A 16,347-nucleotide genomic window follows, 5' to 3' on the forward strand; every position below is an offset into this window, starting at 1 on the left:
AACAGGTATTCTAATCCCGCCCCCTCGACTCATGTCCACCAAGTCCTCCCCGAAAGCCGATCTGCGCGCAGCCGCCCTCGATTACCACGAATTTCCGACGCCGGGCAAAATCGCCGTCCAGCCGACCAAGCAGATGATCAACCAGCGCGACCTCGCGCTGGCGTACTCGCCGGGCGTCGCGTTCGCCTGCGAGGAGATCGTCGAGAATCCGCTGAATGCCGCGCGCTTCACCTCGCGCAGCAACCTGGTGGGCGTCGTCACCAACGGCACCGCGGTGCTCGGCCTCGGCAACATCGGCCCGCTCGCGTCGAAGCCGGTGATGGAGGGCAAGGCCGCCCTGTTCAAGAAGTTCGCCGGCATCGACGTGTTCGACATCGAGCTGAACGAATCGGACCCGCACAAGCTGGTGGACGTGATCACCGCGCTCGAGCCGACCTTCGGCGGCATCAACCTCGAGGACATCAAGGCGCCGGACTGCTTCATCGTCGAGCGCGAGTGCCGCAAACGCATGAAGATCCCGGTGTTCCACGATGACCAGCACGGCACCGCGATCGTGGTGGCCGCCGCGGTCACCAACGGCCTGAAGGTGGTGAACAAGGACATCAAGCAGGTCAAGCTGGTCGCCTCGGGCGCGGGCGCCGCGGCGCTCGCCTGCCTGGACCTGCTGGTCGACATCGGCCTGCCGCTCGAGAACATCTTCGTCACGGACCTGGCCGGCGTCGTCTACCAGGGCCGCACCGAGCTGATGGACCCGGACAAGGAGCGTTTCGCGCGCGAGACCGACGCGCGCACGCTGGCCGAGGTGATCGACGGCGCGGACATCTTCCTCGGCCTGTCGGCCGCCGGCGTGCTCAAGCAGGAGATGGTCAAGGGCATGGCCGAGCGCCCGCTGATCCTCGCGCTCGCCAACCCGACGCCGGAAATCCTGCCGGAAGTCGCGCACGAAGTGCGCCCCGACGCGATCCTCGCGACCGGCCGCACCGACTACCCGAACCAGGTCAACAACGTTCTCTGCTTCCCGTTCATCTTTCGCGGCGCGCTCGACGTCGGCGCCACCACGATCACGCGTGAGATGGAGATCGCCGCCGTCAACGCGATCGCCGAACTCGCGCAGCAGGAGCAGAGCGACATCGTCGCCACCGCCTACGCGATCGAGGATCTCTCGTTCGGGCCGGAATACCTGATCCCGAAGCCGTTCGACCCGCGCCTGATCGTCAAGATCGCGCCGGCCGTCGCGAAGGCCGCGATGGAAGGCGGCGTGGCGACGCGTCCGATCGAGGACATGGACGCCTACGTCCAGCACCTGCAGCAGTTCGTCTATCACAGCGGCAACACCATGAAGCCGGTGTTCCAGGCCGCGCGCAGCGCCCCGCAGGAGAAGAAGCGCGTGGTGTTCGCCGAGGGCGAGGAAGAGCGCGTGCTGCGCGCCGTGCAGATCCTCGTCGACGAGCACGTCGCCAAGCCGATCCTGATTGGCCGTCCGCACGTGATCGAGAACCGGATCAAGCGCTTCGGCCTGCGCATCACGCCGGGCGTCGATTTCACGATCGTCAACACCGAGCACGACGAGCGCTACCGCGATTTCTGGCAGACCTACTACCAGTTGATGGTGCGCAAGGGCATGGGCCAGCAGCTCGCCAAGCTCGAAATGCGCCGCCGCACCACGCTGATCGGCGCGATGCTGGTGAAGAAGGGCGAAGCCGACGGCATGATCTGCGGCACCATCAGCACCACGCACCGCCACCTGCACTTCGTCGATCAGGTGATCGGCAAGCGCGAGGGCTGCAGCGTCTACGCCGCGATGAACGGCCTGGTGTTGCCGGGCCGCCAGATCTTCATCGTCGACACGCACGTCAACGTCGATCCGACCCCGGAGCAACTGGCCGAGATCACGATGATGGCGGCCGAGGAAGTGCGCCGCTTCGGCATCGAGCCGAAGGTCGCGCTGCTCTCGCACTCGAATTTCGGCACCAGCAACGCGCCGACCGCGCAGAAGATGCGCGACACGCTCGCGCTGCTCAAGGAGCGCGCGCCGGGCCTCGAGGTGGATGGCGAGATGCACGGCGACGTCGCGCTCGACCCGCTGCTGCGCAAGGAAATCCTGCCGGACTCGACGCTCGAGGGCGAGGCGAACCTGCTGGTGCTGCCGAACATCGATTCGGCCAACATCGCCTACAACCTGCTCAAGACCGCGGCCGGCAACAACATCGCGATCGGGCCGATCCTGCTCGGCGCCGCCCAGCCGGTGCATGTTCTGACCGAGTCGGCCACGGTGCGCCGGATCGTCAACATGGCGGCGCTGCTGGTCGCCGACGTGAACGCGACGCGCTGAACTCGGGCGGCGCGCTCGGCGCCGCCTTCTTCGGCCTTCCCTTGCCGGCGACCGGACGCGGTTCGGGCCGCCGTCGGCGCTGCCCGCCTGCTTTTCCCGGGTCTGGTCTTCGATCGGAAGCGCGAAAAAACGCGCAAATACGGGAAAAGCGGCGTGCCCCGTTGCAGGGCACGCCGTCGGGTATGGCCAGGCCTTCCCAAGGGTCGAACAACAGCATCCACCGGGGCCGCCGGGTGATGACGAGGAGGCAAAAAACCCGCCATCCGATGCTGTCGCCGTGATTTTATCTTGATCAGGATAAAAAGTGCGTATGCAGGCGGCGAAATCGGGCTTTTTGTGTCAAATAGCCGCAAGCGGCGCTTTCATTTCCCCGGCGAACATTGATTCCGCCCGCCATTAGCGCTACGCTTACGCCTTTCCTGGTCGTCAACTTGTTGATTTAACAGCGGGAACCCCGGTCCATGGCACGCAAGTGGCTCCGCAACGGCGCGCTCGCGTCCGTTTTCGCGCTCGTCGCACTGGGTAGCGCCGGCTTGCCGGCAGGCAGTCCGATTTCCTCGGCTTACGCCCGGGAAGCCGCCGCCGGCATGGCGTCGGTCGGCACGATCCCCACTTCCCGGTTGCCGCGCGAAGCCGTGACGACGCTGGGCCTGATTGCCGCCGGCGGCCCTTATCCGTATCCGAAAGACGGGGTCGTGTTCGGCAATTTCGAGCGCATTCTGCCGAAGATGCGGCGCGGCTATTACCACGAGTACACGGTGCCGACGCCGCGCGCGCGCAATCGCGGCGCGAAGCGCATCGTCTGCGGCGGCCCGCTGCAACGGATCGACAACTGTTATTACACCGACGACCACTACGCCAGTTTTAAACGTATTGTTGAATGACTTCGGGATGATCGGCATGAGCGACACTACCTACGCGCACGAAATGTCGGCTGCGGCGGATCTGTTCGCGGTCGGAGACGGCAACCTGTTCCAGCGCGTGATGCGCCTGCGCGCGCTCGCCCAGGCGGGCGACGCCGCGGAGCCGCCGGCGATTTGCCCCGGAGACTCATCGACCGAGGAGCCTATGAGTCTGTTCGCGACCGTGCGACCCAATCTCGTGCAGTCGATCCGCGCATTTCGCGTCCACGACCTCGCGGAGGAGGCTGCCCGGCTTGGCCAGCATTTCCTGTTCGCGTATTGCGGCGCCGCGCAGTCGAAGCAGGAAGTGCTCGAAACGATCGCAACGTCGTTCCTGCTCCCGAAGCACTTCGGGAAGAACTACGACGCGCTGTATGACAGCCTCACCGACCTGATCCACAAGGCGGGCGAGCAGCCCGGCTTCGTGATCGTGCTGGAGGCGCTGCCGATCGCGCAGAAGTTCGACAAGGAAGGGCGCGAGACGCTGCTCGACGTGTTCCGCGAGGCCGCCGAGTTCTGGGCCGAACGCAAGATCGCGTTTCGCGTGTTCTACTCGTTCGCCTGAGGCCCGGCCCGGGGCGCGCGCCGCCTCACGTCACCCGCCCGCCTGCCGTCCGTCGGCAATGAAAAGGCCCGCTCGAGAGCGGGCCTTTTTGCATGCGTCTTCGGCTCAACGTGGTGGGTGCGCGGCGGCGAGACTTGCTGCCCGGGCCGCGCGCCGTCGTTCATTCCCGCGTCATTCCCAGCCGCCCCAGCGCGCGGCCAGCGCCGCCAGCATGGCCATGCCGGCCGTCTCGGTGCGCAGCACGCGCGCGCCGAGCACGATCGCCTGGAAGCCATACTCGCGCGCCGCGTCTTCCTCGGTCGGCGACAGTCCGCCCTCCGGGCCGATCAGCAGCGTGACCGGGCCGGCCGGCGCCGCGGCCGGCAGCGCCGCGAACGCGATGCTCGCGCGCGGCGACAGCATCAGACGCAGCTCCGCGTTGGCCGCGGGCGGCAGCGCGTCGAGCCAGGCCGAAAGGTCCGCGACCGGCGCGACCGCCGGCACGCGATTGCGCCCGCACTGCTCGCAGGCGGCGCGCACCACGCCCTGCCAGTGCGCGACGCGCTTGTCCGCGCGCTCGCCGGACAGCCGCACGACGCCGCGCGTGGTCGAGAGCGGCGCGAGCGCGGCGACGCCGAGTTCGACGGCCTTCTCGATCAGCCAGTCCATCTTGTCGCCGCCGGCGATGCCCTGGGCGAGCGTGACGCGGTACGGCGTCTCCAGCTCGCGCGCGTCGAAGCCGACGGTGCGCGCCACGGCGGTGCGCTTGCCGAGCTCGACGAGTTCAGCGCGGTACTGGCCGCCCGTGCCGTCGAACAGCGTCAGCGCATCGCCGGGTTCGAGGCGCAGCACCTGCGCGTGGCGGGCGACCTCGGCGGGCAGCATCACCTCGCTGTCGGCGCGCAGCGCGAGATCGACGAAGAAGCGCGGGACCGCGGACGTGCTGCCGCTCATCGTGCGATGCGCCGCGCGAGCGCCCAGCGGTAGCCGTCGAGATCCTCGACCTGCGCGAAGCGGTCGCCCCAGAACTGGTCGCGCGGCTCGCTCAGCGATTTCGCGCCGGCGTCCAGCGCGCGCCCGTACACGGCATCGACGTCGTCGACGTACAGGTAGAACGACTGCGGCGCCATCAGGCCGGCGCTGCGCGGCGTGCGCGCGGCGGAGCCGAACGCGCCCTCGGGCGCGAACATCAGGATCAGCTGGCCGTGGTAGGACATCTCGACGTGCATGATCGCGCCGTCTTCGTCGATCAACTCGCGTTTTTCGAATCCGAACGCACTGCCGTAGAACGTAATCGAGGCGGCCGCGCTGCGAACGGCCAGATAGGGGGTCAACCAAGGCACGTCGGCCGGACGTGGATCGGTCATTGGACGATCTCCTGCGGGATGGTGGGGGCGGGGGCGCCGCGTCGGCGTCAGCGGCGCAGGCCGAGTGTATCGCGCAGTGCGCGGCGCAGGGTGAACAGCGCCGGATGCAGTTCGGCGTCGTAGAACCGCAGATCGGCGATGCCGCGCGCGGCGAGCCGCTCCTCGACGTCGTGCGCAAACAGCGCGCCCGCGTCGAGCGTGTCGCTCGCCACCGCCATCAGCCATTCGCCGCCGTAGAGCGGCACCGGCGCGGCGAGCGGCGCAACCACCGCGAACGAGGCGCGCAGTTCGTCGACCAGCGCGGCGAGGCGCGGCGCGTGGAAGGCCGGCGCGCCCAGATGCATCGAGAGCGCCGCGCAGGGCGTGAGGATCCGCTTGAGACGCGCGAGGAACGCGCGCGTGTAGAGGCCGGCGGCCGGCGAATCGGGCGGCGTGAGGTCGAACACGACCAGATCGAAGTGGATTGGCGCCTGCTCGACGTAACGGGCCGCGTCGCCGATCACGAGTTCGACGCGCGGATCGTCGAACGCGCCGCGATGCACGGCCTCGAGGTGGCGCCGTGCCATCTCGACCACGGCGGCGTCGAGTTCGGCGATCACGATGCGTTCGATCGACGGATGCTTCAGCAGCTGGCGCGCGGCGCCGCCGTCGCCGCCGCCGAGCACCAGCGCGCGGCGCGGATGCGGATGCGCGAGCGCGGCCGGATGCGTCATGCACTCGTGGTAGATGGCCTCGTCGCCGACCGAGGTCATCGGTCGGCCGTCGAGCGTGAACAGGCGGCCGAGCTGCGGCGTGTCCCAGACCTCGATGTGCTGGTAGGGCGAGGCGAACGAGGCGAGGCGGCTGGCATTCGGAAAGCCGTAGATCGCGTCGGCGCAGGGCTGGAAACAGAGCGTGGTGTTCACGGCGGCGGGCAAGGAAGTGGCGGACGGCCGGGCGGCAGCACGGCGGGCGGGTGCGGATGCCTCGAATTATAGAAGGCGCGCGCGGGGCCGGCGATGCAGGCCGGGGCCGCCCGATCGATGCGGCAGGTGCAGCAAATCCGGCCCGGCGCCGCGCCGGGCGCATGGCGCTTCATAACGTTTGCGACGCGATGCGGCGCAGCATGAGAAGATGCGGCGGCGCGGCATCAATGCGCGATGCACCGCCAGACGGTGCGCGCGGGAGGCGCCGCGATCCGCTTCCCAGGCCTTTTTCGCCGGGGCGCGCGCCGGGGCATCTGTTAAAATGTCCGGCTTTGCTGCCTGCCGTCTGATTGCTCGTCCGCTTCGCGTCCCCATGGCGCCGCATCGCGCGCCGGGGGCGGCCGGCCCGCGAGCTTCCGGACCAGCCGTGCCCCGTTTTCTCGACTCGTTCTCCGGACTCGACATGACGACTTCGTCTACCGCCAGCACTTCCCTGATGGCCAACGCGATTCGCGCCCTCGCGATGGATGCCGTCCAGCAAGCCAACTCCGGCCACCCCGGCATGCCGATGGGCATGGCCGAGATCGGCGTGGCCCTGTGGTCGCGCCACCTCAAGCACAACCCGGCGAACCCGCACTGGGCCGATCGCGACCGCTTCGTGCTGTCGAACGGCCATGGCTCGATGCTGCTGTACTCGCTGCTGCACCTGACCGGCTACGACCTGCCGATCGAGGAGCTGAAGAACTTCCGCCAGCTGCACTCGAAGACGCCGGGCCATCCGGAATACGGCATCACGGCCGGCGTCGAGACCACCACCGGCCCGCTCGGCCAGGGGCTCGCGAACGCGGTCGGCATGGCGCTGGCCGAAGCGCTGCTCGCGGCCGAGTTCAACAAGGACGGCACGAAGCTCGTCGATCACCACACTTACGTGTTCCTCGGCGACGGCTGCCTGATGGAAGGGATCTCGCACGAGGCCTGCTCGTTTGCCGGCACGCTGAAGCTGAACAAGCTGATCGCGCTGTACGACGACAACGGCATCTCGATCGACGGCGAGGTGGTGAACTGGTTCCACGACGACACCCCGAAGCGCTTCGAAGCCTACGGCTGGAACGTGATCCCGGGCGTGGACGGCCATGACGTCGACGCCGTCGACGCGGCAATTGCCAAGGCGAAGCTGTCGGACAAGCCGACGCTGATCTGCTGCAAGACGGTGATCGGCAAGGGCGCGGCGACCAAGGCCGGCGGCCACGACGTCCACGGCGCGGCGCTCGGCGCCGAGGAAATCGCCAAAACGCGCGCGGCGCTCGGCTGGAACTGGGAGCCGTTCGTGATCCCGCAGGAAGTCTACGCGGCGTGGGACGGCAAGGCTGCCGGCGCGAAGCGCGAAGGCGACTGGAACGCGGTGTTCGAGGCCTACCGCGCGAAGTTCCCGGCCGAAGCCGACGAATTCGTGCGCCGCATGGCGGGCAAGCTACCGGCCGACTGGGCGCAGAAGGCCGCCGCGATCGTGGCCGCCGCGAACGAGCGCGGCGAGACGGTTGCCACGCGCAAGGCTTCGCAGCAGACCATCGAGGGCCTGGCCGCCGCGCTGCCCGAACTGGTGGGCGGCTCGGCTGACCTGACCGGCTCGAACCTGACGAACTGGAAGGCGTCGAAGCCGGTTCGCGCAGGCGAAAAAGGTATTCATTGGGGGAACCATATCAACTACGGCGTGCGCGAATTTGGCATGAGCGCCGCGATTAACGGTATGGTTCTTCATGGCGGCTACAAGCCGTTCGGCGGTACCTTCCTGACGTTCTCCGACTACAGCCGCAACGCGTTGCGCGTGGCCGCGCTGATGAAGGCGCCCTCGCTGTTCGTTTTCACGCACGACTCGATCGGTCTCGGCGAGGACGGCCCGACGCACCAGTCGATCGAGCACGTTTCGAGCCTGCGGCTGATTCCGCACCTCGACGTCTGGCGTCCGGCCGATACGGTCGAGACGGCCGTGGCCTGGACCGAGGCCGTGGCCGCGCAACGCCCGTCGTGCCTGATCTTCAGCCGCCAGAACCTGGCGTTCAACGTGCGCAGCGATGCGCAGCTGGCGAACGTCGCGAAGGGCGGCTACGTGCTGCGCGACTGGGACGAGGAAGTCGTTGCCCGCAAGATCATCCTGATCGCGACGGGCTCCGAGATCGAACTGGCGATGAAGGCCGTCGAGCCGCTCGCGCAGCAGGGCATCGCCGCGCGCGTCGTGTCGATGCCGGCCACCACCGTGTTCGACCGCCAGGATGCCGAGTACCGCGAGCGCGTGCTGCCGGCCGGCGTGCGCCGCGTTGCCATCGAAGCGGGCGTGACCGACTTCTGGCGCAAGTACGTCGGCCTCGAAGGCGGCGTGGTCGGGATCGATTCGTTCGGCGAGTCGGCCCCGGCCGGCGTACTCTTCAAGTATTTCGGCTTCACCGTCGAGAACGTGGTCGAGACGGCGAAGAAAGTGCTCGCCTGAGTGTGATCCAGCGCGCGGGCTCCGCCTGACCGGCGGGCCGGCGCCGTCGTGAAGCCGACGAACCGTTTTTTTCAGCCATCAGGAGATAATCATGACGATTCGCGTTGCAATCAACGGTTACGGCCGCATCGGCCGCAACACGCTGCGCGCTTTCTATGAAAACGGCAAGAAGCACGACATCGAGATCGTCGCGATCAACGACCTCGGCGATGCGAAGACGAACGCGCACCTGACGCAATACGACACCGCGCACGGCAAGTTCCCGGGCGAAGTGTCGGTGGACGGTGACTACCTGATCGTCAACGGCGACCGCATCCGCGTGCTGGCCAACCGCAACCCGGCCGAACTGCCGTGGGGCGAGCTCGGCGTCGATGTCGTGTTCGAATGCACGGGCTTCTTCACCACCAAGGAAAAGGCCAGCGCGCACCTGAAGGGCGGCGCGAAGAAGGTGATCATCTCGGCGCCGGGCGGCAAGGACGTCGACGCGACGATCGTCTACGGCGTCAACCACGACGTGCTGAAGGCCGAGCACACCGTGATCTCGAACGCCTCGTGTACGACCAACTGCCTCGCGCCGCTGGTCAAGCCGCTGCACGACAAGATCGGCCTCGAGACCGGCCTGATGACGACGGTCCACGCCTACACGAACGACCAGGTGCTGACCGACGTCTATCACGAGGACCTGCGCCGCGCGCGTTCGGCCACGCACAGCCAGATCCCGACCAAGACGGGCGCGGCGGCCGCCGTCGGCCTCGTGCTGCCGGAACTGAACGGCAAGCTCGACGGCTACGCGATCCGCGTGCCGACCATCAACGTGTCGATCGTCGACCTGTCGTTCATCGCCAAGCGCGACACGACGGTCGAAGAGGTCAACGCGATCATGAAGGAAGCGTCGGAAGGCTCGCTGAAGGGCATCCTCGCCTACAACGACCAGCCGCTCGTGTCGATCGACTTCAACCACAACCCGGCGTCGTCGTCGTTCGATTCGACGCTGACGAAGGTGTCGGGCCGTCTCGTCAAGGTGTCGAGCTGGTACGACAACGAGTGGGGCTTCTCGAACCGGATGCTCGACACGGCAGTCGCCTTCGCGAACGCGAAGTAAACGCGCCGTGGGTGGTGCCGGCAGCAGCCGGCAAACCGCCCGCCGGCGAACTCACGGCCCGCCGTCGCGCCTCGTGCGCGGCGGCGGGCCGTGTCTTTTCAGGTTCCGGAAACGGCCGGGCCGACGAGGCTGTTGGAATTCCGGGGCTTCAAGGGTTTCAGCCGCGCGGCGTCGGGAAAAACACGCCGGCGCGCTGCGCGGCGCCCTCGATATGCGTCTCGATCGCGCGGCCCGCTGCGGCCGAGTCGCGCGCGATCAGCGCGTCGAGGATCACGCGGTGCTCGTGGAACGTCGAGAGCATCAGCTCGCGCCGGTAGAACGGCATGCGCTGGCTTTCCTTCATGATGTCCGCGCTGTCGCGCAGGATCGATTCGATCGCCGCGTTGCCGGCCAGCCCGACGATGCGCATGTGGAACTCGAAATCGAGCTGCGAGGCGTCGTCGAGCGCGTTATCGACGAGCGCGACGTGCAGCGCGGCGAGATTCTCCTCGAACCAGGCCAGGTCGGCGTCGCTGACGGCGAGCGCGGCCATCCGCGCGGTGAAGCCTTCCAGCGCGTAGCGCATCTGGTAGGTGTCGGGCGGCGACGAGCGCCCGGCGAATCGCCACGGATGATCGGTGCCCGCCTGCGCGCGCTCGACGTAGACGCCCTTGCCGGGCCGGATCGTCAGCATGCCGAGCGCCTCGAGCGTCGAGAGCGCCTCGCGCAGCGACGCACGGCTGATCTCGAGTTCCTCGGACAGCTGGCGTTGGGCCGGCAGCAGGCTGCCGACGGGATAGGCGCCGGTTTCGATCCGGTTCTGGATCGTCGCGATGGCGGCGTCGGTGACGGTGTGGGGAACGTTCTTCATGGCTGCGAGGGGCGGTCAGACCGGCATTGTAATCCCCCAAAATGACGCGCGGTGCCGCTGCCCGGCCGTCCGGGCCAATCGGGTAATCCCGGTTTTTGACACGGTTGACGCGACTATATCGGCTTCCTACACTCCGCCATATGTTCACTGGTATGACCAGTCGGAGCAGTGAACGTCCCCTCGGCAAACAGCGATACCGGCGGTAACGGAGGATCGGATGGCGAAATTTCTGAACTCGTTGTTCGGGCGCGTGATGATCGCGCTCGTGATCGGCGTCGCGCTCGGCGCGGCGTTTCCGCATGCCGCGCAGTCGCTGCGGCCGCTCGGCGACGGCTTCCTGAAGCTGATCAAGATGGTGATCGGGCCGATCGTGTTCTGCGTGGTGGTGAGCGGCATCGCGAATGCCGGCGACCTGCGCAAGGTCGGCCGCGTCGGCCTGCGCGCGGTAGTCTATTTCGAGCTGATGACGACGCTCGCGCTCGCGATCGGCCTCGTGCTCGCGGTGCTCACGCGCCCCGGCGCCGGCATGAACGTCGACTTGCGCACGCTCGATCCGGCCTCGCTCGCCGACTACGCGAAAAACGCGCAGAGCCTGAAGGACACCGCCGGCTACCTGTTGAAGATCATTCCCGACACCGCGTTCGACGCGTTCGCGAAGGGCGACATCCTGCAGATCCTCGTGTTCGCGGTGCCGTTCGGCGCGGCGCTGTCGATGCTCGGCGAACGCGCGCGCGTGCTCAACGGCCTGGTCGACGAGTTCGCGCAGGTCTGCTTTCGCGTGATGGGTTTCATCATCCGGCTCGCACCGCTCGGTGTGCTCGGCGCGATCGCGTTCACCACCGGCAAGTACGGCGTGGCCTCGCTCGAACAGATGGGCCTGCTGGTGGCGGTGTTCTACCTGGCCTGCGCGTTGTTCGTGGCGGGGGTGCTCGGCGCGGTGATGCGGCTCGCCGGCTTCAGCGTGTTCAAGCTGATCCGCTACTTGCGCGAGGAACTGATGATCGTGCTCGGCACCGCCTCGTCGGACGCGGTGCTGCCGCAGGTGATGCGCAAGCTCGAGTGGATGGGCGTGAAGGATTCGACGGTCGGCCTCGTGATCCCGACCGGCTACTCGTTCAACCTTGACGGCTTCTCGATTTACCTGACGCTCGCGGTGCTGTTCATCGCGCAGGCCACCAACACGCCGCTGTCGGCGCACGACCTGATCGTGGTGCTGCTGGTCTCGCTCGTCACCTCGAAAGGCGCGCACGGCATTCCCGGCTCGGCGATCGTGATCCTCGCCGCGACGCTCTCGGCGATCCCGGCGCTGCCCGTGCTCGGCCTCGTGCTGATCCTGCCGGTGGACTGGTTCGTCGGAATCGCGCGCGCCGTGACGAACCTGATCGGCAACTGCGTCGCGACGGTGGTGGTGGCGGTGTGGGAGCACGACATCGACGCGGCCCGCGCGCGCCGCGTGCTGAACCGCGAATTGCGCTACGTGCCGGCCGACGACGCCTCGACCGGCGAGCGCGCCGGCGACCAACCCGCCCCCGCGCTCTGATGCGCGCGTAACCGATTCGAGCCGATCCGGCGCGAGGCGGGCAGGCCGCGCGTGCGGATCGTCCGACCTACGATTCCCGACTTTCGATTCCCGATTACCGGCAGGAGCCCGACCATGGCAGCACCGATCCTCGATCCCGACGCCCCCGCGTTCACGCGACGTTACCCGAACCTCGCCGACCCGCGCCTGGGCGCCCGCGCGCTGGTCGCGAGCGACGAGTTCTTCGCGCCGAAGGAGCGCATGCTCGACCCGGAGCCGGCGGTGTTCATCGCCGGCAAGTACGACGATCACGGCAAGTGGATGGACGGCTGGGAGACGCGCCGCAAGCGCACGGCGGGGCACGACTGGTGCATCGTCAAGCTGGCGCGGCCCGGCGTCGTGCGGGGTGTCGATCTCGACACCAGCCACTTCACCGGCAACTTTCCGCCGGCCGCCGCGATCGACGCCTGCCATGCCGAGGGCGAGCTGCCGCCCGACGACGCCGACTGGCAGACGCTGCTGGCGGCCACCACGTTGCAGGGCAACCGCCATCACTACGTCGAGGTGCGGGAGCCGCGCGTCGTCACCCACCTGCGCGTGAACCTCTATCCCGACGGCGGGCTCGCGCGGCTGCGCGTATATGGCCAGCCGCAGCTCGACTGGGCCGCCGTGCCGGCGGGCGAGCTCGTCGACCTGGCCGCGACCGGGAACGGCGCGTATCTGGTGGCCGCCAACAACGAGCACTTCGGCGCGGCCTCGCGGCTGCTGATGCCGGGCCGCGGCCTGAACATGGGCGACGGCTGGGAGACGCGGCGGCGCCGCGAGCCCGGCAACGACTGGGCGATCGTCGCGCTGGCGCGGCCGGGCATCATCCGCCGCATCGAGGTCGACACCGCGCACTTCAAGGGCAACTATCCGGACCGCTGCTCGCTGCAGGCCGCGCGCGTGACGGGCGGCACCGACGGCTCGCTCGTCACGCAGGCGATGTTCTGGCCGGAACTGCTCGGCGAGCAGGCGCTGTCGATGGACAGCCTGCATGTGTTCGAGCCCGGCGGCGCGGCGCCCGGCGTCGTCACGCACGTGCGCTTCAACATCTTCCCGGACGGCGGCGTATCGCGGCTGCGGCTGTGGGGCGAGCCGGCATGACGGCCGGAGCTCGACGATGAACGATTCGCGTTCCGCCGCTTCGTCGCTGCGGCCGCCACCGCCTGAATCGTTGCCGCTCGAACCGCTCACGCGCGCCGCGTTCGCGCCATTCGGCGACGTGATCGAACTGGCGGGCGCGCGGCATTTCCCGATCAACGGCGGCACCACCGAGCGCTTTCACGATCTCGCCGCGATCGACGTCGGCGCGGCGGGCGGGCGGGTGCTCGTCAACCTGTTTCGCGGCCAGCCGCGCGACTGGCCGATCGAGATCGCGATGATGGAGCGCCATCCGCTCGGCAGCCAGGCGTTCGTGCCGCTCGCGGTACACGGGCGCTACGCGATCGTGGTCGCGCCGGCGGGCGAGTTCGACGCACGGCGGCTGCGTGCATTCCTGGCCGAGGGCTGGCAGGGCGTCAATTACGCGAAGGGCGTCTGGCACCATCCGCTGCTCGCGCTCGATCGCGTCAGCGATTTCGTCGTGATCGATCGCGGCGGCGGCGAGCCGAATTGCGACGAGGTCGAACTCGACACGCCGCGCCTGCTACTGCCGCCGACCGGCACCACGGCGGCCTGAGCGCGCGACGGCAATGGTGTGAGGATTGTGCGTGGGAGGCTTTCGACGCGCGGCCGATCCGTCAGGAAAGCGAAAGATCGGCGCGAGGTCCGACCTGGCATGCGCCGCGGTGACGGCGCGCCCGAAAACGATCCGGCCCGGCCGGGCTTGCGCCCGCCGGGCCGGATCGCTGCGCGGCCGGCCATGGCGGGCCGGCCTCGCGGAAAGCCGTCAGTGCTTGCGGTGCGGGCAGTTCTCGGTGGTACACGAGCCATACATCGCGAGCGAATGCTCCTGCAGCTTGAAGCCGCGCGTCTTCGCGATCGCCTGCTGGCGGTTCTCGATCTCGGCGTCGAAGAATTCCTCGACGCGGCCGCAATCGAGACAGACCAGGTGGTCATGGTGCGAGCCTTCGTTGAGCTCGAACACCGCCTTGCCCGATTCGAAGTTGCTGCGCGTGAGCAGGCCGGCCTGCTCGAACTGCGTCAGCACGCGATAGACCGTGGCCAGCCCGATGTCGAGCTGTTCGTGCAGCAGGTTGCGATAGACGTCTTCGGCCGTCAAATGCCGGACTTCGCTTTGCTGGAAGATTTCCAGAATCTTGAGGCGCGGTAGGGTGGCCTTGAGCCCGATATTCTTCAGCTCGGTCGGATTGGTCATGGCTAGGCGTCCCTAGAGTACAATGCAGGGCTCCAATAGTACCGGCTTTTCGCCCTGTCAGTCATCTGTGAGCCGAGTCGCGCGGCCTGCCCGACGGTTCGACCCGATGAAGGACAAGTTTCCCGTATCCGTTCGCAACTTCAGAGGACCCGCATGCGGAGTGCCATCACTGCTGCCGTCGCTGTCGCCGTCGTCACGCTGGCAGGCTGTTCGTCATATGACAGCGTCACGCAACGAATCGCGCAGAGTATTACGCCGTACCGCATCACGGTCGTCCAGGGCAATTTCGTTTCCCAGGAAAAAGCTTCACAGCTGCAAGCCGGCATGACGCGCGATCAGGTTCGCGCACTGCTCGGCACGCCGCTGCTCGCCGATCTGTTCCACGCGGATCGCTGGGACTATCTGTTCTATTTCAAGCGCGGCTCGACCTCGGTGGTCCAGCAGCGCGACCTCGTGCTGAATTTCCAGAACGATCGCCTCGCGAGCTGGAGCGGCGCCGACAACCTGCCGTCCGAACTCGATCTGCTCGCCGACATCGACGGCGATCGTCGCGGCAAGCGCGCCGCCAAGGCCGCCGCCGCGAGGGCGGCCGCCGAGAAGGCCGCGGCGGCTTCGGCCGCTTCCGCGGCGTCGGCCGCCTCGCCGGCTTCGGCCGCGGCGGCTGCCGCGCCGGCCCCGAGCCTCTCGCCCGATATGGCGGCGGCCAGCCCGGCGCCGGGCGCTTCTGGCGCAGTGGCGCCGTCGTCGGCGAGCGCGGTCGGCCAGACCGACGCGAACGCCGAGGCCGCGCGCGCGGCGAACCGCGCGACCGCGCAGGTCTCGGGCCAGGGCACGCAGCGCCGCTTCAAGCCGTCGGCGCAGACCGCGCCGTCCGCCCCGACCCCGGGCGGCCTGCCGCCCGGCGCGAGCCCGGCGATCCAGCCGCAGTTCCAGTTCCAGCGTCCGCCGCAGCCGCCGGCGCCGAGCGACGCGACGCCGCCGGTCGGCCCGCAGGGTTCCGACGTGCTGCCGAACCAGCCGCTCACCGCGCCGCCCGCCGACATCTCGGCGCCGCCGAACTCGAACTGACGCGCAGGTGGCATCCAACGGGCGGCTTCGGCCGCCCGGTTCGTTTTCCGAATCCCGTTCCTCTTTGTTCATCGACGCGAACACGACCATGAAGATTGCCATTGCCGGAGCATCGGGCCGTATGGGCCGGATGCTGATCGAAGCGGTACTCGACGATCCCGACGCGACGCTCGTCGGCGCACTCGGCCGCCCGGGTTCCGCGCACCTCGGCCAGGACGCCGGCGCGTTCCTCGGCAAGCCCACCGGCGTCATCGTCACCGATGACGTCGAGCGCGTGTTCGCCGACGCCGACTACCTGATCGACTTCACGCGCCCCGACACCACGCTCGGCTATCTCGACGCCGCCCGGCGCCACGGCGTGAAGCTCGTGATCGGCACCACCGGTTTCTCCGAGCCGCAGAAGGCGCAGCTGCGCGAGGCGGCGGCGCGGATCGGCATCGTGTTCTCGGCGAACATGAGCGTGGGCGTGAACGTCACGCTCAAGCTGCTCGAGTTCGCGGCGAAGCAGTTCGCGCAGGGCTACGACATCGAGATCATCGAGGCGCACCACCGCCACAAGGTCGATGCGCCGTCCGGCACCGCGCTGATGATGGGCGAGACCGTGGCTGCGTCGATCGGCCGCAATCTCGAGGACTGCGCCGTCTACGACCGCCATGGCGAGACGGGGCCGCGCGATCCGTCGACGATCGGCTTCACGGCGATCCGCGGCGGCGACATCGTGGGTGACCACACCGTGCTGTTCGCCGGCATCGGCGAGCGCATCGAGATCACCCACAAGTCGTCGAGCCGCGTGTCCTACGCGCAGGGCTCGATGCGCGCGGTGCGCTTCCTCGCCGACAAGCCGGCGGGCTGGTTCGACATGCAGGACGTGCTCGGGCTGCGCTGAGCAGGCCGGCCGATCGATCCGGACACGC

Annotated in this window: 15 protein-coding genes; 10 read left to right on the forward strand and 5 right to left on the reverse strand. The window is 68.3% G+C overall.

Features of this window, described 5'->3' with window-relative positions; genetic code table 11:
- Positions 1-31 precede the first annotated feature (31 nt).
- The 3 genes from bpln_RS02575 to bpln_RS02585 all read left to right on the forward strand — a co-directional run bounded on the left by bpln_RS02575 (position 32) and on the right by bpln_RS02585 (position 3,799).
- A complete protein-coding gene (locus bpln_RS02575; RefSeq protein WP_042623832.1) occupies positions 32-2,332 on the forward strand; it encodes an NADP-dependent malic enzyme in 2,301 nt (766 codons plus the stop codon).
- 461 nt (positions 2,333-2,793) lie between these two features.
- Positions 2,794-3,216, forward strand: a complete 423-nt coding sequence (locus bpln_RS02580) for a guanyl-specific ribonuclease (protein ID WP_042623833.1) — start codon at positions 2,794-2,796, stop codon at positions 3,214-3,216.
- Between the two features lie 16 nt (positions 3,217-3,232).
- Positions 3,233-3,799 carry a barstar family protein gene (locus tag bpln_RS02585; protein WP_123863403.1) on the forward strand — a complete coding sequence of 189 codons (567 nt, stop codon included), beginning with the start codon at positions 3,233-3,235 and terminating at the stop codon, positions 3,797-3,799.
- Positions 3,800-3,970: 171 nt separating this feature from the next.
- Here the strand turns inward: bpln_RS02585 and bpln_RS02590 are convergent, their stop codons facing one another.
- From bpln_RS02590 to speE, 3 genes are read right to left on the reverse strand one after another with little or no spacing between them, the layout of a single operon-like run.
- On the reverse strand, positions 3,971-4,732 hold the full coding sequence (locus tag bpln_RS02590) for a 16S rRNA (uracil(1498)-N(3))-methyltransferase (RefSeq protein ID WP_055138016.1): 762 nt from the start codon (positions 4,730-4,732) through the stop codon (positions 3,971-3,973).
- Positions 4,729-5,145, reverse strand: coding sequence for a VOC family protein (locus bpln_RS02595; RefSeq protein WP_042623836.1), 417 nt, complete (start codon positions 5,143-5,145; stop codon positions 4,729-4,731). Before bpln_RS02595 ends, bpln_RS02590 begins: the two co-directional genes overlap by 4 nt.
- Before the next feature lie 47 nt (positions 5,146-5,192).
- On the reverse strand, positions 5,193-6,050 hold the full coding sequence (speE, locus tag bpln_RS02600) for a polyamine aminopropyltransferase (RefSeq protein ID WP_055138017.1): 858 nt from the start codon (positions 6,048-6,050) through the stop codon (positions 5,193-5,195).
- A gap of 463 nt (positions 6,051-6,513) precedes the next feature.
- On the opposite strand from speE, the gene tkt reads away from it, so the two are divergent.
- Positions 6,514-8,535, forward strand: coding sequence for a transketolase (tkt, locus tag bpln_RS02605; RefSeq protein WP_042623837.1), 2,022 nt, complete (start codon positions 6,514-6,516; stop codon positions 8,533-8,535).
- Positions 8,536-8,626: 91 nt separating this feature from the next.
- Positions 8,627-9,637, forward strand: coding sequence for a type I glyceraldehyde-3-phosphate dehydrogenase (gene gap / locus bpln_RS02610; RefSeq protein ID WP_042623838.1), 1,011 nt, complete (start codon positions 8,627-8,629; stop codon positions 9,635-9,637).
- Between the two features lie 157 nt (positions 9,638-9,794).
- On the opposite strand, the gene bpln_RS02615 is transcribed toward gap, so the two are convergent.
- Positions 9,795-10,487, reverse strand: a complete 693-nt coding sequence (locus bpln_RS02615; RefSeq protein ID WP_042623839.1) for a FadR/GntR family transcriptional regulator — start codon at positions 10,485-10,487, stop codon at positions 9,795-9,797.
- A gap of 217 nt (positions 10,488-10,704) precedes the next feature.
- On the opposite strand from bpln_RS02615, the gene bpln_RS02620 reads away from it, so the two are divergent.
- The 3 genes from bpln_RS02620 to bpln_RS02630 all read left to right on the forward strand — a co-directional run bounded on the left by bpln_RS02620 (position 10,705) and on the right by bpln_RS02630 (position 13,726).
- Entirely contained in the window at positions 10,705-12,027 is a 1,323-nt protein-coding gene (locus bpln_RS02620) for a C4-dicarboxylate transporter DctA (RefSeq protein ID WP_042623840.1), read from the forward strand.
- Between the two features lie 114 nt (positions 12,028-12,141).
- Positions 12,142-13,152, forward strand: coding sequence for an allantoicase (gene alc, locus bpln_RS02625; RefSeq protein ID WP_055138018.1), 1,011 nt, complete (start codon positions 12,142-12,144; stop codon positions 13,150-13,152).
- A 16-nt stretch (positions 13,153-13,168) separates the two neighbouring features.
- The gene (locus tag bpln_RS02630) at positions 13,169-13,726 is read left to right on the forward strand and encodes an ureidoglycolate lyase (protein WP_042623842.1); all 558 of its coding nucleotides are present in this window, start codon (positions 13,169-13,171) and stop codon (positions 13,724-13,726) included.
- Positions 13,727-13,936: 210 nt separating this feature from the next.
- Here bpln_RS02630 and fur read toward each other — a convergent pair whose 3' ends face one another.
- Positions 13,937-14,365, reverse strand: a complete 429-nt coding sequence (fur, locus tag bpln_RS02635; RefSeq protein WP_013696628.1) for a ferric iron uptake transcriptional regulator — start codon at positions 14,363-14,365, stop codon at positions 13,937-13,939.
- A gap of 153 nt (positions 14,366-14,518) precedes the next feature.
- Between fur and bpln_RS02640 the strand changes: the two genes are divergently transcribed.
- Both bpln_RS02640 and dapB read left to right on the forward strand, forming a co-directional pair.
- Entirely contained in the window at positions 14,519-15,433 is a 915-nt protein-coding gene (locus bpln_RS02640) for an outer membrane protein assembly factor BamE (RefSeq protein WP_042623843.1), read from the forward strand.
- A gap of 88 nt (positions 15,434-15,521) precedes the next feature.
- Positions 15,522-16,319, forward strand: a complete 798-nt coding sequence (gene dapB / locus bpln_RS02645; RefSeq protein WP_042626393.1) for a 4-hydroxy-tetrahydrodipicolinate reductase — start codon at positions 15,522-15,524, stop codon at positions 16,317-16,319.
- Positions 16,320-16,347: the final 28 nt, after the last annotated feature.

Source organism: Burkholderia plantarii (assembly GCF_001411805.1).
Taxonomy (GTDB): domain Bacteria; phylum Pseudomonadota; class Gammaproteobacteria; order Burkholderiales; family Burkholderiaceae; genus Burkholderia; species Burkholderia plantarii.